This is a genomic window from Micromonospora sp. CA-249363 (genome assembly GCF_050950185.1).
Taxonomy (GTDB): Bacteria; Actinomycetota; Actinomycetes; order Mycobacteriales; family Micromonosporaceae; genus Micromonospora.
Genome location: NZ_CP192020.1, coordinates 3,433,556 through 3,456,177, shown reverse-complemented (window position 1 = coordinate 3,456,177; position 22,622 = coordinate 3,433,556). Strand labels below are relative to the sequence as shown.

Sequence of the window (22,622 nt, the reverse complement as noted above, 5' to 3'; positions counted from 1 at the left end):
GTTCACTCGCTGCGGGCCGTCTCCGGGCCGGTGACGCGTTCCAACAGCGGCATGGTCGAGGCAATGACGCCCAGGCAGGCAGCCAGGCCGACGACGACGATCACGGCGAAGCGTGGCGGCGGCGCGACGAGCGTGTAGCCCATCTGCGCCCGCAGGAAGAGGTGCGCGGCGAGCAGGCCCATCCCGATGGCGACGGCGGTGACGGCGAGCATCGGTACGGCGCTCTCCAGCGCGACGACCCGGCGCAGCACCCGTACCGGTGCGCCGCTGAGGCGTAGCAGACTGAACGGTCGCCGCCGTTCGGTCAGGCCGCCGATCACGCTGACCGCGAGGCTGCACCCGCCGAGGGCCAGGCTGGCGATGATGACGACGTTCGCCAGCTGCTCCCAGCCGTGCAGCGTGTCGGCGAAGTCCGACTCGAAGTCGCCGGGCACGTTCGGCCCCACCCAGAAGGTCGGGAAGGCGACCTCCAACACGGTGCGGACCCGCTCGACGGCGGCGGCGGAGCCGTCCGTGCCGACGACCATCGCCCCCACCGGTAGCCGTTGGAGATCGTCGAGGGTGAGCGACGCGGCGGGCCAGACCGTCGCGGACGACGCCGATTCCTCCCAGCGGCTCAGGCCGTACGGCACCTCGATGACGCTCGCGCCCTCGGCGCACCGGCCGTACGCGCTCGGCAGGTCGGCGCAGGCGATCAGGCCGACCTCTCCGGAGGCCGTCAGCTGCGGGTTCTCCCGGATGGCGGTCGCGGATCGCACCCCGCTGATCGCCCGAAGGTCGGCGAAGACGGTGTTCGGCACCATGGTCGGCTTCTCGTCGAAGACGGTGGTCACCGTGCCCGCGTCGGTGGAGCCGACCGGTGCCGGGCCGCGTTCGTCGACGATGGTGGTGATCACGCCGACGGCGACGCTCGTGACGAACAGCGCGAGCATGATCCCGCTGATCGCCCGGAAGCCGGCCTTCGGGTTGTCCGCGAGCCGTCGGGCGGCGATGAGCGTGGCCGGACGGTCGGCGTACCGGGCCATGATCCGTGCGCCGACCATCGTCAACCACGGCCCGGCGACGACGAGGCCCGCCATGATGAGCAGCAGACCGGGCAGGAACACCGCCGTCTGCCCGTCCGACGTCCCGGGCCGGTAGCCGAGGGCGGCCACCAGCACGGCCACGCCGGCCAGGGCCGGGATCAGCCGGTACGCGCGCGGCGCCCGTGGGGTGACCCGCCGGGTGACGCCCAGCGGCGAGATCCGGACCCGGCGCAGCGAGACCCGGGCCGCCACCGCCGCGCCGGCCGGGACGCCGAGCGCCACGGCCAGGATGTCCCACACCCCCAGCGACATGTCGCCGGGGAAGAACGGCATGCCGGTGAACGGGATGCCCGCGAGCGTGCCCCGGAAGGCGTAGAACAGGCCGAAGCCGACGGCGGTGCCGGCGACGGCCGCGAGGGCCGACTCCACGGCGGCGACCGTCGCGATCTGCCGGGGTGTCGCGCCGACCAGGCGCATCGCGGCGAAGCGCTGCTCCCGGCGGGCGGCGCTGAGCCGGGTGGCGGTGCCGATGAAGATCAGCACCGGGAAGAGCAGCCCGCCGGCGACCACGCCCAGGATGAGGTTCACCGTGGTCTCGGGAAGCGCGGGAGTGTCGCCGACGCTGCGGACCTGTCTCGCGTTGGGCAGTGCGGCGACCCGCTCGGGTGTGCCGCCCACGATGGCGAGGAGAGTGTCCGGCGAGGTCAGCCCGGCCGGGCCGACCACGCCGAGGTCACGTCCTGGGTAACGGTCGGCCAGTTCGGCGGCCGGGTGGGCGGCCAGCAGGTCACGCAGCGCGGGGGAGGCGTAGAACTCGCCCGGCCCGGGAGTGGCCGGGACGCCGACCGGGACGGGCGCGCTCGGCCCGGTGACGGCGACGTCAATCCGGATGATCTGTCGGCCCTGGAAGTAGTCGTCCCGGGTCGACCACCACAGCGGGCCGTCGCTCGCGGCCTGGGGATAGATCGAGGCGTACCGGGTGAGCTGGGCGTTGGTGGCGTTGACCCCGGCCAGGGTGACCAGCAGCAGCCCGCTTCCGACCGCGACGGCGGCGGCGATGACGATCAGGCGGGTGAGCGCCTCTCGGCCGCCCGCCACGGCGAGGCGCAGCGCGAAGCCGATCACGACGCGACCCATTCCGGCGCGTTCACACGCCCGTCGCGCACCATGACCTCGCGGTCGGCGTACGCGGCGATCCGGGGTTCGTGGGTCACCAGGACGACCGTGGTGCCCTGCTCCCGGGCCGCGTCGACGAGCAGGTCCATGACGTGCTCGCCGGTGAGGGAGTCGAGGGCGCCGGTCGGCTCGTCGGCGAAGAGCACCCGCGGCTCGGCGACCAGGCCACGGGCCAGGGCGACGCGCTGCGCCTGCCCGCCGGACAGCTCACCCGAGCGCCGTTCCTGGAGCCCGTCCAGCCCGAGGCGTGCGAACCAGGCTCGCGCCCGGGCCAGCGCCGGTGTGCGGCGGACACCGCTGAGCAGCAGCGGCAGGGCCACGTTCTCGACCGCGGTGAGCTCGGGGACGAGCTGGCCGAACTGGAAGACGAAGCCGAAGCGGTCGCGGCGCAGGCTGCTGCGGGCGGTCTCGGCCAGGGTGTCGATCCGCGCGCCGTCGAAGAGGATCTCGCCGGCGTCGGGCACCAGGATGCCGGCCAGGCAGTGCAGCAGGGTGGACTTGCCTGAGCCGCTGGGGCCCATGACGGCGACGATCTCGCCGGCGTCCACGGCGATGCTGGCGCCGCGCAGCGCGGGTGTCTGCCCGAACGCGAAGGTCACGTCGCGGGCCTCGATGACGGCGCTCATGGCCGTACCTCCTTGCGCAGGGCGTCCAGGCGGGCGCCGGTCATCTCGATCCACCGGAGGTCCGCCTCCAGGTGGTACAGCCCGTGGTCGGCGAGCAGCGCGTCGACCAGGTTGCCGGAGCGCTTGATCTCGGTCAGCTCGCGCATCCGGCGCAGGTGGGCGCGGCGTTGGGTGTCGAGGTACTCGTCGGCGGGACGGTCGGTCATCAGCGCGAGCACGACCTTGGCGAAGAGCACCGTCTGGAGGTGCGGTTCCGGGTCGACGGGCTGGGTCAACCACTGCTCGACCTCGGTCGCGCCCCGGTCGGTGATGACGTAGCGCTTGCGGTCCGGGCCGGCGCCGGGCGCGACGTCGCTGATCACGACCTTTCCGTCCCGGGCCAGGCGGCTCAGGGTGGAGTAGACCTGGCCGAACGGCAGTGGCTTGCCCCGGCCGAAGAAGGCGTCGTAGTCGCGCTTGAGGTCATAGCCGTGGCTGGGCTCCCGTTCGAGGAGGCCGAGCAGGGTCAGTGGCACGCTCATGCCGAGGAGACTACACCGAGGGTATACCTCGCGTATATACCTTCAGGGTGTTCGTCGTCGGCCCCCTGATCCGGGGCGTGCTGGTGGGAGGGGTCAGCCCGTCAGAGCGTGGGTCAGGGCGTAGCCGGCGGTGGCCGCGGCGAGCCCCGCGGCGACGCTGCCCGCCACGTTGGCCAGCGCGAGCAGCCGGTGACCGCCCCTGGTCAGCCGCAGCGTCTCGTAGCTGAACGTCGAGTAGGTGGTCAGCGCCCCGCAGAATCCGGTGCCGAGGAGCGCGCTGACCGTCGGACCCACCGGTACGCCGACGAGAGCGCCGAGCAGCAGCGAGCCGACCACGTTGACGGCCAACGTGCCCCAGGGGAACGCCGAGGTGTGCCGGGACTGCACGGCCCGGTCGGTGAGGTAGCGCAGAGGCGCGCCGACGGCCGCGCCCAGGGCGATGAGCAGGACGGTCATCGGGCCGCTCGGCCGTTCAGCAGTCGGGCGGTGACGGCGTCGCCCAGCGCGACGGCGACGAGCGCCCCGAGCAGCGTCGCGGCCAGGTAGGCCAGCGCGGCGCCCGGGGCGCCCGCGACGAGCGCCTGCTGGATGTCGACCACGTAGGTGGAGAACGTGGTGAAGCCGCCGAGAATCCCGACCCCGAGGAACGGGCGCGCGAGGGGGTGCCCGCCGCCGAGGTGCCCGAGCGCTGCCATCAGCACACCGATCAGCAGGCAGCCGGACGTGTTGACGGCGAAGGTCGCCCACGGGAAGCCGGTCGGTGTGTGCGGAGCGAGGTGTTGCAGGCCGGCCCGACCCAGCGCGCCGAGCACGCCGCCCGCCGCGATGGTGGCGAGGACCGTCGCGGGGTGCGCGGTCAGCTCACCCCGGTCGGCGGGTACCCGGAGGTCGACGTCGGGGTCGGTGCGCGGGTCCAGCGGCTCTGCCACGGGTTCTCAGCGTACTGCCGCTGCCGGCGGCGTCCGCGTACGGCTCACGGACGGCGGCCGCGCACGCCCCGGCTCAGCGTACGGCCACGACGGCGGCGTCCGCGCCGCCTCGCCACAGGGTGCCGACCTGGTCGAAGCCGGCTGTCGTGAGAGCGGTCAGGTGCCAGGAGACCGGGGGGTTCCACTCGGGGCTGTGCCCGCTCGGGTAGATCGTCTGTCGCCGCGCGACCAGCGGGGCGAGCGCGGGGTCGGCGCCGGCCCGGGCCCACCAGTCCGACCAGGACAACGTCGAGCCGGCGGCGTAGCGGGCGTTGCGCCGGTCGCGGGCCCGATCCAGGAGTCGCTTGGTCAGCTCCGGCAGCGCGTCGTCGGGCATGTGGTCGGCGTTGACGAGGACGCCGCCCGGGCGCAGCGCGTCGCGCAGCTCGGCGTAGAGCTGCCCGAGCCGGTCGGCCGGCAGCCAGTGCAGGGCGGTGGCGGTGAGGACGGCGTCGTACTCCCGGTGGGGGAGCGCGGCGTGCCAGTCGGGCGTGCCGAGGTCGGCGGTGACGACGGTGGCGCGACCGCCCAGCGAGGCGCGGGCGATGGCGAGGAGCGCCGGGTCGAGGTCCACCAGGGTCACCTCGGCGTCGGGGAAGCGGGTCAGCGTACGCAACGAGATGGTCCCGGTGCCGCCGGCCAGGTCGAGCACGCGCGGCGGTCGGCCGTCGACGACCGCGTCGACGGCGTCGAGCATGGCGGTGAACCGGTGTTCCCGGTCCGGCAGGTACGCCTCCTGCTGGCGGTCCCAGCTCTCCTGCCACGCCCACGGATCGGTGATGTAAGGACTCATACGCAAGAGGCTAGTTACGGCTCCGAAGCGTTGTCCAGACCTTGTTGCACATAATTTGCAACTGCGAGAAGATGGCAGGGCGATGATCGAAGCGATGCCGGGTCGGGCCCGCGCCCGTCCCGGCGTCGTCGTCCCGGCGGTCAGGTCGCCGTCCCCGCCAGCTCCGCCTCGGCCGTCCGCGCCGGCTCGTCCCGTCGGGCCAACCGCAGCGCCCCGAGAAGGACCAGCAGTCCGGCCAGGGTGAGCGCGGCGCCGGCCCAGATCGGCGAGGTGTAGCCGAGCCCGGCGGCGATGGTCATCCCGCCGATCCAGGCGCCCAGCGCGTTGCCGAGGTTGAACGCGGCGATGTTCGCTCCGGACGCCAGGGTCGGGGCCTGGCGGGCGTAGTGCATGATCCGCATCTGCAACGGCGGGACGGTGGCGAAGCCGAACCCACCCATCAGCACCAGCGCGACGATGGTCAGCGCCGGGCTCGTCGCGGTCAGCGCGAAGCCGACCAGCACCACGGTGAGCGCCGCCAGGACGGTGACCAGGGTGCGCGACAGCGACCGGTCGGCGGCCCGGCCGCCGAGCAGGTTGCCGGCGAAGAGGCCCACCCCGAACAGGACGAGCAGCCACGGCACGGTGCCGCTGGCGAACCCACTGACCTCGGTCAGTGTGAAGGCGATGTAGGTGAACGCGCCGAACATGCCACCGAAGCCGAGGACGGTGATCACCAGGGAGAGCCAGACCTGCGCGTGGGTGAAGGCTCCCAGTTCGGTGCGGAGCCCGCCGGCGGGGCGGTCGGCGTCGGCGGTGTCGCGGGCGGGGATGAGCAGGGCCAACCCGATCAGCGCCACCACGCCGATGGCGGTGATCGCCCAGAACGTGGAGCGCCAGCCGAAGTGCTGTCCGAGGAAGGTGCCGAAGGGTACGCCGAGCACGTTCGCGATCGTCAGTCCGGCGAACATCATGGCGATGGCGCCCGCGCGACGGGCCGGCGCGACCAGGCCGGCGGCCACCACGGCGCCGATGCCGAAGAACGCGCCGTGGCAGAGCGCGGCGACGACGCGACCGGTCATCAGCACGCCGTAGTTCCCGGCGACGGCCGAGAGGAGGTTGCCGAGGATGAAGAGCACCATCAGGCCGAGCAGTACGGGCTTGCGAGGCAGTCGGGTGACCGCCGCGGTGAGAGCGACTCCGCCGACGGCCACGCTGAGCGCGTAGCCGGAGATCAGCCAGCCGGCCACCGGCTCGGTGACCGCGAAGTCGGCCGCGACCTCGGGCAACAACCCCATGATCACGAACTCGGTGAGGCCGATGCCGAACGCGCCGATGGCCAGCGCGATCAGGCCGGGCGGCAGGGACTGTTGACGTGCGGACATGGTCTTCCCATCGGGGAGGGGTCAGATGTGCGGCGCATGCAACTACCCGCGCCGGCAACAAAATACTTGCACGCGCCTTATATCGGCGCAAGCGTGATAGCCTGGGCCCCGGACAGATCACACCGAGGAGGCCGACATGGGCATCGCCGACGACGCGGTGGAGATCCGCGCCCAGGGCTGGCGCACCCTCGCCGCCCTGCACGGGCTCATCGAGGCGTCCCTGGAGCGGGCGTTGCAGGCCGACCACGAGCTGTCCGTCGTCGAGTACACGGTGCTCGACGCGCTCTCGCGCCAGGACGGCTGGCACATGCGGATGAGCCAGCTCGCCCGCGCCGCCGCGCTCTCCGGCAGCGCCACCACCCGCCTGGTCACCCGCCTGGAGCAGCGCGGACTGCTGACCCGCATCCTCTGCGCCGACGACCGGCGCGGCATCTACACCGAGCTGACCCCGGCCGGTTCCGAGCTGCTCGACCGTGCCCGGCCCACCCACGACCGGGTACTCGCCGACGCGCTCGCCCAGGCGCACGGCACCCCCGAGCTGGCGCCGCTGGTCGACGCCCTGCACCGGCTGCCGGCCGTCCGCTGACCGCCGGGTCAGCCTGAGGGCGGCGGGCGTACGGTACCGGCAGCCCCACCGGGACCGCCGCACCGAGGAGACACGCGATGCAGGACCGCACCCCGTCACCGGAGGAGCTGGAGCCGATCGAGCGCGCCGACGTCGACGAGCTGCGCGCCCTGCAACGGGAGCGACTGCGCTGGTCGTTGCGGCACGCGTACGACAACGTGCCGCACTACCGCCGCGCCTTCGACGCCGTCGGCGCGCACCCGGACGACTGCCGCGACCTCGCCGACCTGGCCCGATTTCCGTTCACCGGCAAGGCGGAGCTGCGCGACAACTACCCGTTCGGCATGTTCGCCGTACCCCGCGAGCAGGTCGCCCGCCTGCACGCCTCCTCCGGCACCACCGGCCGACCCACCGTCGTCGGCTACACCCGGGACGACCTGCGCACCTGGGCCCGGTTGATGGCCCGGTCCATCCGCGCCTCCGGGGGACGCCCCGGCGACCGCGTGCACGTCGCGTACGGCTACGGGCTCTTCACCGGCGGTCTCGGCGCCCACTACGGCGCCGAGGAGTTGGGGTGCACGGTCATCCCGGTCTCCGGCGGCATGACCGAGCGGCAGGTCATGCTGATCCGCGACTTCGAGCCCGAGATCATCATGGTGACGCCCAGCTACATGCTCGCCATCGTCGACGAGATGCGACGTCAGGGCGTCGACCCCCGCGCCACCTCGCTGCGCGTCGGGATCTTCGGCGCGGAGCCGTGGACCGAGGACATGCGCCGTGAGATGGAGCAGCACCTCGACATCCACGCGTTGGACATCTACGGACTCTCCGAGGTGATGGGCCCCGGCGTGGCGACCGAGTGCGTCGAGACCAAGGACGGGCTGCACCTCTGGGAGGACCACTTCTACCCGGAGATCATCGACCCGGTCAGCGGCGCGGTGCTCCCCGACGGCGAGCAGGGCGAGCTGGTGCTCACCTCACTGACCAAACAGGCGATGCCGGTCGTGCGCTACCGCACCCGCGACCTCACCCGGCTGCTGCCCGGCACCGCCCGACCCATGCGCCGGATCGAGAAGATCACCGGCCGGACGGACGACATGATGATCGTGCGGGGCGTGAACGTCTTCCCCACCCAGATCGAGGAGCTGATCCTGCGGACTCCCCAGCTGTCGCCGCATTTCCAGTGCGTCCTCGACCGCCAGGGCCGGCTGGACACCCTGACGGTGCGGGTCGAGCGGCGCGCCGACGTGGCCGCCGACGCCGCCGAGCGGGCGGGCGTCGCGCTGGTGGAGCTGGTGAAGAACACGATCGGGGTGAGCGTGACCGTGGACGTGCTCGCCCCGGACCAGGTGGAGCGGTCGATGGGCAAGATGCGGCGCATCGTCGACCAGCGCCGAGCCGGCTGAGCTGGTCGGCGCCCACCCCCGCGTGTCCCCACCGGTCCGTGGCCCGGTGGCGGCAGGATGACCGGATGCGCCACGTCGTGCTGTTCCACTCCGTGTACGGGTTGCGGCCCGCCGTCCGCGCCGCCGCCGACCGGTTGCGCGCCGCCGGGCACCAGGTCACGACCCCTGACCTGTACGGCGTCCCCGCCGCCGACACCGTCGAGGAGGGCTTCGCGCTGCTCGACAAGATCGGCCACGAGGTGGTGCTCGACCGGGCCCGCGCGGCGCTGCGCGACCTGCCGCCGCAGACGGTCCTCGCCGGCTTCTCCATGGGCGCGGGGGTGGCCGGGGCGCTGCTCGCCGAACGCCCCGACGCCGCCGGCCTGCTCCTGCTGCACGGCACCGGCGGCGCGCCGGACGTGGTCCGGCCCGGGTTGCCGGTGCAGTTGCACGTCGCCGACCCGGACCCGTACGACGCGCCGGACGAGGTCGACGAGTGGCAGCGGACGATGACCGCCGCCGGCGCCGACCTGACGGTGTTCCGCTACCCCGGCGTGGGCCACCTGTTCACCGACCCGGCCCTGGCCGAGTACTCCCCGGACGCCGCCACGGCGGCCTGGCCCCGGGTGCTGGCCTTCCTCGCCGACGCCTGACCGCCCATCTGCGTGCGGTCAGGCGTCACCCTCGCCGCATCCGTGCCACCTCGGCTTGGCCTGCGCCCCTGCCCCTTGCCACTCCGGGCGGGGCGTCGCCCCGGTCCCCATGCGGCGTCGTCTTCGCCCCGGCCTCACCCCCGGGCGCGGTGGCGTCCTTGCCCCACGGCCTTCCCCGGCGGGGGCGTCGCCCTTGCCCCGCCTCACTCCGGGCGTCCGTGGCGTCCTGGTCGCCGTGCCACCCCGCGCGGCGGCGTTCGTCGCCGGCGCCCCCAATTCGCCGGCGGCGGTCGGCGTGCGTCGACCGCGCCACCCCCTCGTCGGCGCGGCCGATCTGACGAGATCTTGGACAGTTGCCGTCCGCAGATGACGGTAACTGTCCAAGATCTCAGCACGAGCCGAGTGTTCAGCTGGCGTTCGCGCCGATGCGTGGGGGCGTGGCCGTGCCGTGGACGCGCTTGGCGTACGAGCGGTAGAGGCGGGGCCCGACGATCGGCATGAGCAGCCGCGCCGGCAGCGGGGCGTGCGCGAGCACGGCCTTGATCACCGCTTTGTCGCCCTCGTACATCCCCATTCCGAAGATCAGCGGCAGGTCCTTCTTCGGGGTGTCGTTGAGCCCGTGCTCACCGAGCTTCGCCCATTCGGCCGCGGTGACGTACCGCTGCGCCAGCGGCAGGATCTCGGCCTCCTCCAGGGCCATGTGCTCGACGGCCGCGGCACGAAGTTGCTCCACGGCGTCGGCCACCGCCGCGCCGTCGTGTCCGGTCCGACGCCATCCGGGGAGCAGGGCGACGACCGCCTCGTAGGCCTGCTCGATGGCGTGGTGCTGGGTCTGCATCGCGGGGACGACGGCGGCCGCCTCCGCGCCACCACGTTCGGCGAGCAGGGGCCACAGGAAGAGGTCCTCACCCTCGTGGTGCAGGTGCAGCTGCCGGCACAGGAGCGCGGCGTGCGCGCCGACGACGTCCGCGCGCTTCGCGTCGCCGGGGTGTACGCCGCGGACGAGTTGCGGGAGCAGGCCGAGCTCACGACGGAACATGATGTGCACCATGTACATGTCGCGGACGTCGGCCATCGCTTCCTGGTGGGTCTGGTTCACGGTGCCCTTTCCAAGGATTCGGTGGGTCGAACACGACGATCATTCGCGCCGCCACTTGGAACCCACTTGGAACCCGGCAGGATTCAGTCGGTGAGCGCTGCCGTCGCCTGGGCCAGCCAGTGCGGCGACTCCCACCGGCGCGCCAAGGTCGCCGCCAGCCGGAAGTGTTCCGCCGCTTCATCGGTACGACCGGTCAGGCGGAACAGCTCCCCGAGCGTCAGCGCGACCGGTCGTACCACGGCCGCGGTGGTGCAGAGCCCGGCCAGTTGATCACGGAACGGAAGCAGCGCGTCGATCACCGGTTGCGCCAGGTCCCGCCGACCCAGGGCCACGATGACCATCGCCCGTACGCTCAGCAGGGACGACTCAAAGTAGTCGGGCCGGTAGGTGTGCCGGCCGATCGGCATGGCCCGGGCCTCGTCCACCCGACCGCTCTCGATCAACGCCAACGCCAGCAGGTCGTCCACGATCGGCCCCAGCACCGGTCGCATCCGGCGGGTCGCCTCGACGTGCTCGCCGAACCGGCCCTGGCTCATCAGCAGGGTCGCCACGGCGAGGTAGTGGAAGGCCTCGGCGTGCAGCGATCCCTGCCGACGCATCTGCTCGGCGACCTCGTCGTAGTGCCGTCGCGCGGCCACGAAGTCCCCGGCGACGTGGGCGAGCACCGCCAGCGAGCACAGGTGCAGCACCTGTGCCTCCTTGAGCTGGTACGTCTCGGCCAACTGCCCCTGCCGGGCGACGCTGGCACGTAACCGCTGCGGATCGTTGAGCGCGGCGGCGCAGTGACCGACCACCTGCTCGGCGACCCACCGCCAGGTCACCAGGCCGTGCTCGTCGGCGAGGTCCCGCAGCTCCCCGGCCAGCTCCAGGCGTTGCGACGCCTCCAACTCGTAGTTCATGGTGCGGGCCCGGGCGGCCAGCGCGAGAGCACGCAGTTCGGGATCGTCCAGCCGCCGGGCGATCGTCACGGCCTCCCGGCCGGCCGCCACGCCCCGCGGGTCCGCCTCACCGTCCAGCTCGGTGGCGAGCGCGTCGAGCAGCCGGCACCGGATGACCGGGTCCAGGTGGTTGGTGCGCAACAGACGCGTGAGCAGCTCGACGGCGGTGTGGTCCACGGCCCCGTACTCGTGTCGCAGCCAGGGGCTCGGCACGGTCCACGCGGTGAAGGCCGCGACGAGCAGCTCGTCGCGGCCGGCCGCGATGGCGATGTCGACGGCCCGCGTCCGCGTCTGCTGGGCGGCGGCCACCGCGCCGGCCCGGGCCTGGGCGCGCAGCAGCCGGCCCAGCAGGTCGACGCGGAGCGCGTCCCGATCCCCGGGCACCGACGCGGCGGCGTCGACGGCGTTGCCGAGCAGTTCGATGGCGGTGTCGTACGCGTACCGACGTTCGGCCAGCTCGGCGGCGCGGACGGCGTACTCGACGGCGAGGGGCGCGGTGGCCGTCGACGCGGCGCGCGAGTAGTGGTACGCCAGGGCCGGGTAGTCGTCCGGGTCCAGCCGGCGGGTGACGGCGGCGATACGGGCGTGCAGGCGGGTGCGACGGAGCTGCGGCAGGTCGCGGTAGATGGTGTCGTGGACCAGACCGTGGACGAAGCGGACCCGTCCCGGCGCCGGCTCGGTGAGCAGACCGGCGCTCAGCCCGGCTTCCAGCCCGCCCAGGACGGTGCCTTCATCGGTGCCGGAGGCGTCGACGAGTGTCCGTACCTCCGCCTCCCGCCCCACGGTCGCGATGAGGCGCAGCACCGACACCGCCGCCGACGGCAGGTGGGCGAGTCGCCGGCGCAGCACGTCGCGTACCCCCTCGGGCACGTCGGAGGTGGCGACGAGGGTGCCCTCGGCCGCGAGCAACCGGGCCGACTCGCGGACGTAGAAGGGGTTGCCGCCGGTGCGTTCGGCCAGCGCGGCGACAGTGTCCGGATCGACGGTGGTCCGGGCCAGCGCGCCGAGCAGCCGTTCGACCTCGGGCGTCGCCAGTCCGCCCAGCGCGATCCGGTGGGGAGACCGGCGGGCCAGGACGGCCATGGCGTCGGCGAGCCGTTCGGCGTTGTCGGCGGGCCGCAACGCCGCGACGAACAGCACCGCGCCCGCCGTCGTCCCGGTGACGCTGGTCAACAGCAGCAGCGTCTCGGCGTCCGCGGCGTGCAGGTCGTCGAGCACGACGGCGACCGGTCGGTCGGCGGCCGCGGCGTCCAACCAGGCGGCGACGGCGCGGTGCAGGCGGAACCGGCCGGCGGTGACGTCCCCGCCGATGTCCCCGTCACGCTCGTCGAGCAGCGGTGCGAGGGCCGGGGCGAGACCGCCGGGCGGCGCGTGGAGCGCGAGGTGCCGGAGCGCTTCGACCCACGCCCAGGCCGGTGGGGCGCCCTCGACCTCGGGGCAGCGGCCGAGAGCGACCAGCCATCCGGTGGCGGTCAGGTCCTCGACGAACCGGCTGAGCAGACGCGTCTTGCCCGCGCCGGCCTCACCGCTGACCAGCGCGACGCGCTGACCCCGTGTCCGCGCCTCGATGGCTGCCCGGCCGAGGGCCGCCAGCTCGGCCTCCCGGCCGACGAACATCTCCTCCGGCGGCTCGGCGTCGACGGGCGTCGTCGCGGCGACCGGCGGGAGCAGGTCCAGGCGTTGGCCCAGGATCGCGGACTCGACCTCGACCAGCGCCGGGCCGGGATCCAGGCCGAGCTGGTCCGCCAGGGTCGCCCGGGCCCGCCGCAGCGCGGCGAGCGCGTCCCCCTGACGGCCGGTACGCCACAACGCCAGGGCCAACAGCCGCCACGCCTCCTCCCGCAGCGGCGCCTGGCGGGTCAGCAGCTCCGCCTCCGGCACCGCCTCGGCGGGGTCACCGCCGCGCATGGTCACGTCGACGAGCAGCTCCCGGGCGACCAGTCGCAGCTCCTCCAGCCGCATCACCTCCGGCTGCGCCCACGGCTCGCCGACGAATTCGGCGTACGCGGGCCCGCGCCACAGATCGAGCCCGGCGCGGACCAGCCGACGCGCGCGCTCCGGGTCGGTGGAGCTGACCACGCGGGCCTCGGCCAGCAGCGACTCGAACCGGCCGGCGTCGACAGCGTCGGCCGGCAGGCGCAGGGCGTACCCGGGTGGCGCGGTGACCAGGACCCGCGCCGGCGCGCGGCGTTCGCGGGTCGGCTCCACCACACGGCGCAGGTGCGAGACGTACGCCTGGAGCGAGACGATCGCGCGTGGTGGCGCGTCCCCCCGCCACAGCAACTCGATCATCCGGCCGACGGAGACGACCTCGCCGCGGGCTGCCAGCAGCAGCGCGAGCACGGCGCGTTGACGGGGGCCGCCGAGGTCGGTCGGTCCGCCGGTGTCGACCTCGACCTCGAGCGGCCCGAGCACCCGTAGCAGCATGACTGCGGCAATCCTAGTCAAGTCGATCCCACCGCACCCTGGGCCCGGGTCGTCACCGTCAGGCCGAGGCGGCCAGATCGACCGGCGGAGGCGTCACCGGTAATCGGAATCCGGCCCGGGCGCCGCTCGCGCGGATCGCCGTCCGGGTGTGGCCGCCGGGCGTGCGCGCGCTCGTCCGAGCCGGCGGACCGTCGTCCGCCGGGACCGCGCGCAGTCGGCGGCGGACCGGCGCGCGGTCGACCGGAGGCGTCGGCGCCTCCGGGGCCGCGCGCAGCGGTCGGAGAATCCGCGCGCGCTCGGGCGTGGGCCCCGCCGGGGTGGGCACGCGCCGCGGCTGGCCGGCGGGCGGCAGCGGCGCGAGGCCACCGACGGTGTCGGATGCCGGACTCGCCGCGGCCCGCCGGGTGAGCACGGCGCGCAGGGCGTGGGGAAGACGCTCGGCGGCGACCTGACGCAGCGCCGGCGCGACGAACGCGTACCCGTGGGCGCGGTCGTCGCGCAGCAGTCCGGCGGAGACGAGGGCGCGCAGCAGGGGAGCGGACCGTCCCGGCGTCCAGCCGAGCGCCCGGTCCAGGGCCGGGCCGGAGAGCACGCCCCGGAGGGTGCCGGCGGCCATCAGCACCGCCCGGCCGTCACCGCCGAGCCGGTCCAGCTCGGCTGCGGCGCTGCGACGTACGGTCTCGGGCAGCGTCGCCGGGTCCGCGCCCGCCGCGACCGAGGCGACGTATGCGGCGGCGTGCCCGGGCCGGCCACCGGTCAGCGGCAGCAGCCGGCCGACCAGGGCCACCGGCTGCCCGACGCGGGTCAGCAACTGGCGCAGGAGGCGGCCGGACTGAACGGCCGCCAACGGTCGGACCGGTACCCGTCGGGCCGGGCCCGGCCGGGTGTCGGCCCACTGCGGCTGGTGCACGGTGAGCACGGCCAGTGGCACGCCCCGCACCGTGGCCGCGGTGAACAGGTCGTGCAGGAAACGACTCACGGCCGGCGCGGCTCGGTCCACATCGTCCACGGCCACGACCAGCGGCCGACGGGCGGCCAGCCGCAGGAGGACGTCGCGGCAGATCGCCGCGGCGGCCAGCGCCTCGGTCGAGGCGTCCGGGCTGGTCAGCAGCCGGTGCAGCGCCGACACCGCCTCCGCGACGCGCTCGGGCGGGTACAGCGGCGTCAGGGCGTCCGCCAGGCGTTCGCGTACCGCCGCCGGGCCGTCGCCGGGGCGGATGCCGGCCAAAACGCGGACCAGCTCGGCGACCGGCGCGAGCACCTGATCGGGGTACGGCGGGCAACCCACCACGCACCAGCGAACCGGCACCCCGTCCACCGTGTGCAGCGTCCGACTCAGCTCGTGCAGCAACCTGCTGCGGCCGCTGCCGCTCGGGCCGACGAGGGAGATCCAGCGCGGTTCGCGCGCCCGCAGTGCCCCGCTCACCTGTTCGCCGATGCCGGCCAGTTCGCGGCGACGCCCGATGAGGGGGCCGTCGTGCCGTTCGGCGCTGGACTGGGCGGGACCGGTGGCGTGCCACACGGGCATCGGCGTCAACCGGCCGGCCACCGGCATCGGCGCGAGCTGACGCTGGGCGATGAGGCCGGCGGTGGCCCGCGCGGTGGCCGCGCACAACGCGACGCCGCCGGGTGCCGCGTACGCCTGTAGGCGGGCCGCGGTGGTGATCACCGCGCCGCTGGCCACGCCGTGGCCGCCGCTGACCGCGTCGCCCAGGTCGACCACCACCTCGCCGGTGGCGATGCCGACACGAACCCGCAGGGTGATGTCGCCGAGGATCGGACGGCGGTCCAGCGCGGCCTGGATCTCCAGGCCTGCCCGCACCGCGCGGTACGCGTCGAAGCCGTCGGAGTGCCGTGCCCCGAACAGCGCCATCACCGCGTCGCCGACGTACTTCTCCACCACGCCGTGCCAGCGGCGCAGCACACCGGCGACCCGGTCGAAGTAGGCCCGTTGCAACGCGCGGACGTCCTCCGGGTCGAGCTGGTCGACGAGCGCGGTCGAACCGACGATGTCGGCGAAGAGGACGCTGACCGTCCGTCGTTCCTCGGGCACCGGCCAGTGTGGGCGGTCGGTCCGCTGTCTGTCGGCGACGATGGTGTTCATGGGTGACGCACCCGACCTTCCCCGGTGATGGGCTGACGATCCTCGGAGACTGGCATCCCTGGGCTGACTGGGGATCGGCAGAACGACGTATGTCGGCCACCCGCAACCTTTAGTCGCAATGTCGACGCGAGGAGTACCACAAGCGGCAGATGGCAGTAGAAGGGTCGGCGGGCGTGTGATTAGGCTGCGTTCCATGGCCAGCGATGTGGACACCGCACCGCTCGTGGGCCGGGCCGAGCTGGTACAGACGGTTCGGTCGGCGCTGCTCGGTGACGTGGCACAGGGACAGACGGCCGCCGTCTTCCTCAACGGCGAGAGCGGTGTGGGCAAGACCCGGATCCTCGGCGAGGTCGGCGTCCGGCTGCGCGAGGCGGGCGCGCTGGTGTTGACCGGCAGTTGCCTGGACATCGGCGACGCCTCGCCGCTGCACCCGTTGCTCCAGGCGCTGCGGCGCTTCGACGCCGACCTGACCGCCGCGCAGGCACGCACCTCCTCGGCCGTCCGAGGGCTGTTGCAGGTGTTCGCCGACGAGACCGGCGGCCCGGACGGCGCGGGTACCCTGCTGGAACGCGTCTCCCGGGGCCTGCACCTGATCGCCGAGGGACGACCGCTGGTGCTGATCCTCGACGACCTGCAGTGGGTCGACCGCAGCACCCGGCAGCTCCTGCTGTACCTGCTGGCCGGTCTGGGTGACCTGCAACTCTCGGTGCTGGCCGCGGTACGCGCCGAATCCTTGCAGGGCGCGCACCCGCTGCGCCGCGTGCTGACCGAGCTGCGCCGGCTACGGACCGTACGGGTGCTCGATCTGTCCCCGCTGGACCGTGCCGGCACCGAGCAGCTGGCCGCCGCGGTGGTGGGCCGGCCACTTCCCGTCGAGGCGGCTGACCAGGTCTGGCAGCGCAGCGGCGGCAACCCGTTCGTCATCGAGGAGTTGGCCCGCGACCTGCGGGACGGGCGGGACGGGCTGTCCGAGACGCTGCGCGAGATCTTCCTCGACCGGGTCGACGCGCTGCCGCAGCACGCGCACGCCGTGGTGCACGCCGTGGCGGCCGGTGTCGAGCCCGTGCAGCACTGGCTGCTGGCCGAGGTGCTGAGCCTGCCCGATGGCGAGTTGATCGAGGCCGCGCGGGCCGCGGTCGCGCACCGCTTGCTGGTTAGCGCCGACGACGGCTACCGGCTGCGGCACCGACTCGTCGCCGAGGTGCTGGCGCACGAGCTGCTGCCCGCCGAACGCTCCGGGCTGCACCGCCGCTACGCCGAGGCGCTCACCGCGGCGCCGGGCGAGCTGCACCAGGCCCGGTTGGCGCATCACTGGCGGCTGGCCGGCGAGCCGGCCCGGGCGTTGCCCGCCGCGGTGGGCGCTGCCCAGGAGGCCGAGCGGCTGCACGGTTACGCCGAGGCGCACCGCCACTGGACGGCCGCGTTGCAGTTGGCCGGCGACTCCGGCTCGCCGGAGGTGGACCGGGTCGAGCTGCTCGGCAACGCGGCCGAGGCCGCCCACCACTGCGGGGAGCACGCCCGCGCCCTGGTGCTGCTGGAGGAGCTGGCCGCGGTGCAGGGTGGCGCGCCGAGCTGCGCGCTGCACATCCGCCGGGCGCGATACCTGGCCGCCGCGGGCCGCTCCGCCCTCGCCGAGAAGGAGTACGAGCGGGCCCTGGACGCGGCGGACTGCTCGCCACGGGACCGGGCGACCGCCGCCGCGCGGCTCGCCGAACTGCTGCTGCACCTGGGCCGGTACGCCGACGCGGGTCGGCGCGCCCGGGAGGCGCTGGCGTTGGCCGCCGAGGTGGAGGGGTCCACCACGGAGGTGGTGCTCGCCAGTTCGGCGCTCGGCTTCAGCGACGCGTACCTGGAGGACCCGGACGCCGGGCTGGCCGTCGTGCGGCAGGCACTGGAGACCGCCGAGCGCTCCGGCCAGCCGGAGGACGTGGCCTGCGCCTACCTGCACCTGGCGGAGCTGTTGACCGGGCCGCTGAACATCCTCGAGGAGGGCGTGGTGGTGGCCCGCCGGGGCGCCGAGCGGGTGGCCGAGCTGGGCCTCGGGCGTACCTATGAGACGCGCCTGTTGGCCATCGCCACCAACGGGCTGTTCCGGGTGGGACAGTGGGCCGAGGCGGAGAAGGTGGTGGCGGCCGCGCTGCGGCACCGACCGTCCGGAGCGGACGCCGTCGAGCTGCTGCTGGCCCGGTGCCGGTTGTCGGTGGGCTACGGCGACATCGCCGCCGCCGCCCGGGATCTCGACGCGGTGGCGACGGTGCTGGCCGGCGGTGGCGCCCGGCACGTCATCCCGCTGCTGACGCTGAGAGCCGGGCTGTCGATGTGGGAGGGCCGGCACGACGTGGCGCGCCAGGCCGTGCAACGTGGCCTCACCGAGAGCCGCTCGGACGACGTGACGATCCTGTCCGCCCTGGTCTGGCACGGATTGCGCGCCGAGGCGGAGGCGCACGCCAGCCGTACCGTCGAGGTGGATCCGACGGCGGTACGCCGATTGCGGGACGTGGCCGAGCGGGTGGCGCGCAAGAGCGCCTCCGCGGCCCGGCCGGTGCGGTCGGTGGTGGACGGCTTCCTGGCGCTGTGCGCCGCCGAGGTGAGCCGCCTCGACGGCAGCGACCCGGAGCTGTGGGCCGCCTCGGTCGCCGAGTGGGACCGGCGCAACCACCCCTACCCGGCGGCGTACTCGCGGCTGCGCCAGGCCGAGGCTCTGCTGGCCCGACGTAGCCGGGTGGCCACCGCGGGCAAGTTGCTCCGGGAGGCGTACCGGGTGGCGCAGGGGTTGGGCGCGGTGCCGTTGACCTCGGAGATCCGGGAGTTGGCCGGGCGGGCCCGGGTGTCCCTTGCCGAGCGGGACAGCCCCGACGGCGCCTCCGGATCGGTCGAGCCGGCCGACGACGAGTTGGCGACTCTCACCGCGCGGGAGCGGGAGGTGCTCGCGCTGGTCGCCGAGGGACTGACCAACCGGGAGATCGGGCAGCGGCTGTTCATCAGCGAGCGGACCATCGGCGTGCACGTGTCGCACATCTTCGACAAACTGCAGGTCCGCACCCGCGTGCAGGCCAGCGCGATCCACCTGCGCAACGCGCGCGGCTGACCACACCACTACGTATCCCCGGCGCGTGTGTGCGCCGGGGATACGTCGTTCTACTGATCCCGGCGGCGGTTGCCGGCTGAGAGGCTGTGCCCCGTCGACGGCGTCGCGGAGGCGCAACGACCATCATGGAGGAGAGATGACCGAACCGGTCTGGGGACCCGTGCACCGGGACATCGTCGACCTGCTCGCCGATCACCCGGCGGACGTGCCGGCGGTGGTCGACCATCTCACGAAGCTCCAGGACATGCTGGTGCGGTTGCCTCCGTTGGAGGCGAGCTGCCCGCTCGCCGACTTCAACAGGCTCTACCTGACGATCACCAGCAGCGTGCTGGACGGCCTGTACGACGACCGCTTCGTCGACCCGGTCTTCCTCTCCCGGCTGGACGTCGAGTTCGCGGCCCGCTACTTCGACGCCCTGCGGCTCTGGACCGACTCCAGCCCGGGCACGCCCAAGGCCTGGTCGTGTCTGTTCGAGCGGATGCGCGGGCCCGACGCCCGCCCGTTGCCGTCGGCGGCGGCCGGTGTGAACGCGCACATCAACTTCGACCTGCCGTTCGCGTTGGTGACCACGTTCGACCACCTGGAGTCGGAGCCGGTGGACGGCACCGACCAGCACCACGACTACCTCGAGATCAACAACATCTTCGCCGACAAGATCCCCGGTCTGCGCCGGGGCTACCTGGAGCGGTGGCAGCTGCTCATCGACATGCTCAACGGCGACATCGACGACTGGTACCAGGGGGAACTGGTCGAGTACACCCGGGATGTCGCCTGGCGCAACGCGCAGAAGATCTGGCGATGCCGGCACGATCCGGACGCCCGAGAGTGTGAGCGTCTGCGGCTGGACGACAACGCCGCTGCGCTCGGACGGTTGCTGCTCTCGCCCCTCGGGGCGTTCCTGCAGTAGCCGGGACGGGGGGTCCCCGCGCTCCGCCCGTGGGGGCGGCGGAGCGCGGGGGCGCAACCGCCCGCCCGCTCCACCTTCCCGCACAGCCGGCCGGTGCCACCGGCGGGCGGCGGGGAGTCAGCCGGTCGGCTCCGGGGGGTGTCGACCGTCTGCCGTCGTCGGCCGGCCCGGGGGGTGTCGGCCGGCGACGGGGGAGCGGCGGGCGCGGAACATCCACGGGTGTCGGGCGGCCCGTTCGGGGTACGCCCGCGCCATGACCGTCCTGGCTCGGCGTCGTCCCGCCGCCCGACCTCGTCCGGCGCGGCCCGGCCCTCTGCGCCCGGGCGGCCCGGTCTCCCGGCCCGCCGCCCGGCCGGGCGCCCGATGACCGACGCCCCGACACGTTTTCCGTTCCGGTTCGACGTGGCGTTCCGTGCGGCACTGGCGCTGGTGGGGGTCCGGCCGGCGACGGCGTGGGTGGCCGTCACCGAGCGGGACCTCCTGATCCGGTACGGGCCGTGGCGGCTGCGTACCGGTCGGGACAACGTGCGCGGCGTCGAGGTCGGCGGCCCGTACCGGTGGTGGCGGGTGATCGGCCCGCACGTGTCGCTGGCCGACCGCGGTGTGAGTTTCGGCAGCAGCACGGCCGGCGGAGTCTGCGTGCGCTTCGGCGTCCCGGTGCCGGCCCTGGCGCCCGGTGGCTGGCTCCGACACCCGGCGGCCACGGTCACCGTCGCCGACCCGCCGGCCCTCGCTCGGCTCCTCGCCGGACCGGACCGGCCCTGAGCAGGCGATCTACCTGGCCAGTTCGGCCGCTCGTGCCGTGGCCTGGCACCTACGGTCGGAGCAGGACCTGCGAGGGTGGGACGGGCGATGGCTGACGAGCACCGGGCGAGACCGCGACGCTGGGGCGGACGACGCCACACGCCGACCGGGCCGGACCCGGCCCTGCGCGCGGCCCGCGACCCGGCCCGACCGCACCCGGGCGGTCGACATGGTGTCGTCGTGCCGGAGCGGGTGGACAGCCCGGTCCGCTCGACGCCGCCGGCCAGCCCGCTGCGGCGGTGGCTCTTCGAGCACCGGGTGCAGCCGCCGGGCCCGGAGACGAGCGAGGGACAGAACCGCAGGCACGCCTGGTGGCAGGTGATGTGCCTGACCGGGGTGGACTACTTCTCCACCCTGTCGTACCTGCCGGGCATCGCGGCGGTGGCCGCCGGGGCGCTGTCACCGCTGGCGACCCTGCTGATCGTCGCGCTGACCCTGTTCGGGATGTTGCCCATGTACCGGCGGGTCGCCCAGGAGAGCCCGCACGGGCAGGGTTCGGTGGCGATGCTGGAACGACTGCTGCCGTTCTGGCGGGGCAAGATCTTCGTGCTCGTGCTGCTCGGGTTCGTGGCCACCTCGTGGATCATCACCATCACCCTCTCCTCGGCGGACGCCACCGTGCACCTGCTGGAGAACCCGTACCTCCCGGACGCCCTGCACGGCCCGGCGGTGCCGGTGCTGGTCACCGTGGCGCTGCTGCTCGTCCTCGGCGGGGTGTTCCTGCTCGGCTTCCGGGAGGCCGTGGTGGTCGCCATCCCGTTGGTGGCCGTGTTCCTCGTGCTCAACGCGGTGATCGTGGTGGTCGCGGTGACCCGGATCGTCGGCGATCCCGCCATCGTGTCGAACTGGACGGCGGCGTTGACGGCCGGCGGCGGCGGACCCGCCGACGTGCTGCTCACCGCAGTGCTGGCCTTTCCGCTGCTGGTGCTGGGGCTGTCCGGCTTCGAGACCGGAGTCAGCATGATGCCCCTGGTGGCGGCCGACGGGCCGGACCGGCAGGCCCGCCTCGCCGCCCGGATCCGGAACACCCGGCGGCTGCTCACCACCGCCGCGCTGATCATGTCGGTGTACCTCATCTCGACGACGTTCGTGACCACCGCGCTCGTCCCGGCCGCCGAGTTCCGCCCGGGCGGGGCGGCGAACGGGCGGGCGCTGGCGTATCTGGCGCACACCTACCTCGGTGAGGCGTTCGGCACCGTGTACGACCTGAGCAGCGTGCTCATCCTCTGGTTCGCGGGCGCGTCGGCGATGGCCGGGCTGATCAACATCGTGCCTCGTTACCTGCCCTCGTACGGCATGGCCCCGGAGTGGGCCCGCGCCGTACGCCCGGTGGTGATCGTCTACACCGTCGTCAGCGTCGCCATCACGGTCGCCTTCCGCGCCGACGTCAACGCCCAGGCCGGCGCGTACGCCACCGGCATCCTGGCGATGATGGTGTCCGGCGCGGTGGCGGTGACCATCTCGGCGGTCCGGAGCCGCCAGCGCGGCGGCGCCATCGGCTTCACCGTGCTGACGCTGGTGCTGGTGTACGCCCTGGCGGAGAACGTCGTCGAGAAGCCGGACGGCATCACCATCTCGGCGCTGTTCATCCTCGGCATCATCGCGGTGTCGCTGATCTCCCGGGTCACCCGTACCACCGAGCTGCGCGCCGAACGGATCGAGTTCGACGAGCCGGCGCGACGGTTCATCAGCGAGTCGCTGGCCCACGACGGGCAGTTGCACCTGATCGCGAACAAGCGCCAGGGCGGGTCGATGAAGGAGTACACGATCAAGGAACGGGCGCAGCGGGGCATGAACCCGGTGCCCGGCGCGTCCGACGTGCTGTTTTTGGAGATCGACGTGGTGGACCCGTCGGGGTTCAGCCAGGTGCTGTGCGTGCACGGGGTGGAGGTGGGCGGATTCCGGGTGCTGCGCGCCAGCAGTCCGGCCGCGCCGAACGCGATCGCCGCGATCCTGCTGGCGCTGCGCGACGCGACCGGGGTACGTCCGCACGCGCACTTCGAGTGGTCCGAGGGCAGCCCCATCGCGCACCTGCTGCGCTATCTGATCCTCGGCCGGGGGGACACCCCGCCGGTGGTGCGGGAGATCATCCGTCGTACCGAGCCGGACCCGCTGCGCCGCCCCGGCATCCATGTCGGCGGGTGACAGCCTGCGCCGTCTGATGCCGAAAAAGATGAAT

The 22,622-nt window shown here is 73.7% G+C and carries 17 protein-coding genes; 7 read left to right on the top strand and 10 right to left on the bottom strand.

The genetic code is table 11. The features are described from left to right. Positions 1 to 2: 2 nt before the first annotated feature. From ACQPZK_RS15990 to ACQPZK_RS15960, 7 genes are all read right to left on the bottom strand, one after another. Entirely contained in the window at positions 3 to 2,162 is a 2,160-nt protein-coding gene (locus tag ACQPZK_RS15990; RefSeq protein WP_433539048.1) for an FtsX-like permease family protein, read from the bottom strand. Further along, positions 2,147 to 2,827: an ABC transporter ATP-binding protein gene (locus tag ACQPZK_RS15985; protein WP_433539047.1), complete on the bottom strand. Its 681-nt coding sequence runs from the start codon at positions 2,825 to 2,827 to the stop codon at positions 2,147 to 2,149. The genes ACQPZK_RS15990 and ACQPZK_RS15985 overlap by 16 nt, the downstream gene beginning before the upstream one ends. After that, positions 2,824 to 3,348, bottom strand: coding sequence for a PadR family transcriptional regulator (locus ACQPZK_RS15980; RefSeq protein WP_433539046.1), 525 nt, complete (start codon positions 3,346 to 3,348; stop codon positions 2,824 to 2,826). Before ACQPZK_RS15980 ends, ACQPZK_RS15985 begins: the two co-directional genes overlap by 4 nt. Positions 3,349 to 3,441: 93 nt before the next feature. After that, the gene (crcB, locus tag ACQPZK_RS15975; RefSeq protein ID WP_433539045.1) at positions 3,442 to 3,804 is read right to left on the bottom strand and encodes a fluoride efflux transporter CrcB; all 363 of its coding nucleotides are present in this window, start codon (positions 3,802 to 3,804) and stop codon (positions 3,442 to 3,444) included. Further along, complete coding sequence (locus ACQPZK_RS15970; RefSeq protein ID WP_433539044.1) at positions 3,801 to 4,277, bottom strand: FluC/FEX family fluoride channel; 477 nt, start codon at positions 4,275 to 4,277, stop codon at positions 3,801 to 3,803. The genes crcB and ACQPZK_RS15970 overlap by 4 nt, the downstream gene beginning before the upstream one ends. Before the next feature lie 73 nt (positions 4,278 to 4,350). Next, positions 4,351 to 5,109, bottom strand: a complete 759-nt coding sequence (locus ACQPZK_RS15965) for a class I SAM-dependent methyltransferase (protein WP_433539043.1) — start codon at positions 5,107 to 5,109, stop codon at positions 4,351 to 4,353. A 140-nt stretch (positions 5,110 to 5,249) separates the two neighbouring features. Then, positions 5,250 to 6,473 carry an MFS transporter gene (locus ACQPZK_RS15960; protein ID WP_433539042.1) on the bottom strand — a complete coding sequence of 408 codons (1,224 nt, stop codon included), beginning with the start codon at positions 6,471 to 6,473 and terminating at the stop codon, positions 5,250 to 5,252. Positions 6,474 to 6,609: 136 nt separating this feature from the next. On the opposite strand from ACQPZK_RS15960, the gene ACQPZK_RS15955 reads away from it, so the two are divergent. The 3 genes from ACQPZK_RS15955 to ACQPZK_RS15945 all read left to right on the top strand — a co-directional run bounded on the left by ACQPZK_RS15955 (position 6,610) and on the right by ACQPZK_RS15945 (position 9,076). Beyond that, on the top strand, positions 6,610 to 7,059 hold the full coding sequence (locus ACQPZK_RS15955; RefSeq protein WP_433539041.1) for a MarR family winged helix-turn-helix transcriptional regulator: 450 nt from the start codon (positions 6,610 to 6,612) through the stop codon (positions 7,057 to 7,059). Positions 7,060 to 7,136: 77 nt separating this feature from the next. Beyond that, positions 7,137 to 8,444 carry a phenylacetate--CoA ligase PaaK gene (gene paaK, locus ACQPZK_RS15950; RefSeq protein ID WP_433539040.1) on the top strand — a complete coding sequence of 436 codons (1,308 nt, stop codon included), beginning with the start codon at positions 7,137 to 7,139 and terminating at the stop codon, positions 8,442 to 8,444. Positions 8,445 to 8,509: 65 nt separating this feature from the next. Further along, the gene (locus tag ACQPZK_RS15945; protein ID WP_433539039.1) at positions 8,510 to 9,076 is read left to right on the top strand and encodes a dienelactone hydrolase family protein; all 567 of its coding nucleotides are present in this window, start codon (positions 8,510 to 8,512) and stop codon (positions 9,074 to 9,076) included. Between the two features lie 406 nt (positions 9,077 to 9,482). Here ACQPZK_RS15945 and ACQPZK_RS15940 read toward each other — a convergent pair whose 3' ends face one another. The 3 genes from ACQPZK_RS15940 to ACQPZK_RS15930 form a co-directional block, all read right to left on the bottom strand. After that, positions 9,483 to 10,175 carry a hemerythrin domain-containing protein gene (locus ACQPZK_RS15940; protein WP_433539038.1) on the bottom strand — a complete coding sequence of 231 codons (693 nt, stop codon included), beginning with the start codon at positions 10,173 to 10,175 and terminating at the stop codon, positions 9,483 to 9,485. An 83-nt stretch (positions 10,176 to 10,258) separates the two neighbouring features. Then, complete coding sequence (locus tag ACQPZK_RS15935) at positions 10,259 to 13,540, bottom strand: BTAD domain-containing putative transcriptional regulator (RefSeq protein WP_433539037.1); 3,282 nt, start codon at positions 13,538 to 13,540, stop codon at positions 10,259 to 10,261. A gap of 58 nt (positions 13,541 to 13,598) precedes the next feature. After that, a complete protein-coding gene (locus tag ACQPZK_RS15930) occupies positions 13,599 to 15,644 on the bottom strand; it encodes an adenylate/guanylate cyclase domain-containing protein (protein ID WP_433539036.1) in 2,046 nt (681 codons plus the stop codon). Positions 15,645 to 15,837: 193 nt separating this feature from the next. Between ACQPZK_RS15930 and ACQPZK_RS15925 the strand changes: the two genes are divergently transcribed. The 4 genes from ACQPZK_RS15925 to ACQPZK_RS15910 all read left to right on the top strand — a co-directional run bounded on the left by ACQPZK_RS15925 (position 15,838) and on the right by ACQPZK_RS15910 (position 22,588). Beyond that, the gene (locus ACQPZK_RS15925; protein ID WP_433539035.1) at positions 15,838 to 18,732 is read left to right on the top strand and encodes a helix-turn-helix transcriptional regulator; all 2,895 of its coding nucleotides are present in this window, start codon (positions 15,838 to 15,840) and stop codon (positions 18,730 to 18,732) included. A gap of 136 nt (positions 18,733 to 18,868) precedes the next feature. Next, entirely contained in the window at positions 18,869 to 19,639 is a 771-nt protein-coding gene (locus tag ACQPZK_RS15920; protein ID WP_433539034.1) for a DUF5995 family protein, read from the top strand. A gap of 363 nt (positions 19,640 to 20,002) precedes the next feature. Then, a complete protein-coding gene (locus ACQPZK_RS15915; protein ID WP_433539033.1) occupies positions 20,003 to 20,404 on the top strand; it encodes a hypothetical protein in 402 nt (133 codons plus the stop codon). Positions 20,405 to 20,491: 87 nt separating this feature from the next. Continuing rightward, positions 20,492 to 22,588, top strand: coding sequence for an amino acid transporter (locus ACQPZK_RS15910; RefSeq protein WP_433539032.1), 2,097 nt, complete (start codon positions 20,492 to 20,494; stop codon positions 22,586 to 22,588). Positions 22,589 to 22,622: the final 34 nt, after the last annotated feature.

Coding starts and splice junctions, on each gene's coding strand:
- ACQPZK_RS15990 (WP_433539048.1), bottom strand. CDS start 2,162: ATGGGTCGCGTCGTGATCGGCTTCGCGCTGCGCCTCGCCGTGGCGGGC.
- ACQPZK_RS15985 (WP_433539047.1), bottom strand. CDS start 2,827: ATGAGCGCCGTCATCGAGGCCCGCGACGTGACCTTCGCGTTCGGGCAG.
- ACQPZK_RS15980 (WP_433539046.1), bottom strand. CDS start 3,348: ATGAGCGTGCCACTGACCCTGCTCGGCCTCCTCGAACGGGAGCCCAGC.
- crcB (WP_433539045.1), bottom strand. CDS start 3,804: ATGACCGTCCTGCTCATCGCCCTGGGCGCGGCCGTCGGCGCGCCTCTG.
- ACQPZK_RS15965 (WP_433539043.1), bottom strand. CDS start 5,109: ATGAGTCCTTACATCACCGATCCGTGGGCGTGGCAGGAGAGCTGGGAC.
- ACQPZK_RS15960 (WP_433539042.1), bottom strand. CDS start 6,473: ATGTCCGCACGTCAACAGTCCCTGCCGCCCGGCCTGATCGCGCTGGCC.
- ACQPZK_RS15955 (WP_433539041.1), top strand. CDS start 6,610: ATGGGCATCGCCGACGACGCGGTGGAGATCCGCGCCCAGGGCTGGCGC.
- paaK (WP_433539040.1), top strand. CDS start 7,137: ATGCAGGACCGCACCCCGTCACCGGAGGAGCTGGAGCCGATCGAGCGC.
- ACQPZK_RS15945 (WP_433539039.1), top strand. CDS start 8,510: ATGCGCCACGTCGTGCTGTTCCACTCCGTGTACGGGTTGCGGCCCGCC.
- ACQPZK_RS15935 (WP_433539037.1), bottom strand. CDS start 13,540: ATGCTGCTACGGGTGCTCGGGCCGCTCGAGGTCGAGGTCGACACCGGC.
- ACQPZK_RS15930 (WP_433539036.1), bottom strand. CDS start 15,644: ATGAACACCATCGTCGCCGACAGACAGCGGACCGACCGCCCACACTGG.
- ACQPZK_RS15925 (WP_433539035.1), top strand. CDS start 15,838: ATGGCCAGCGATGTGGACACCGCACCGCTCGTGGGCCGGGCCGAGCTG.
- ACQPZK_RS15920 (WP_433539034.1), top strand. CDS start 18,869: ATGACCGAACCGGTCTGGGGACCCGTGCACCGGGACATCGTCGACCTG.
- ACQPZK_RS15915 (WP_433539033.1), top strand. CDS start 20,003: ATGACCGACGCCCCGACACGTTTTCCGTTCCGGTTCGACGTGGCGTTC.
- ACQPZK_RS15910 (WP_433539032.1), top strand. CDS start 20,492: ATGGCTGACGAGCACCGGGCGAGACCGCGACGCTGGGGCGGACGACGC.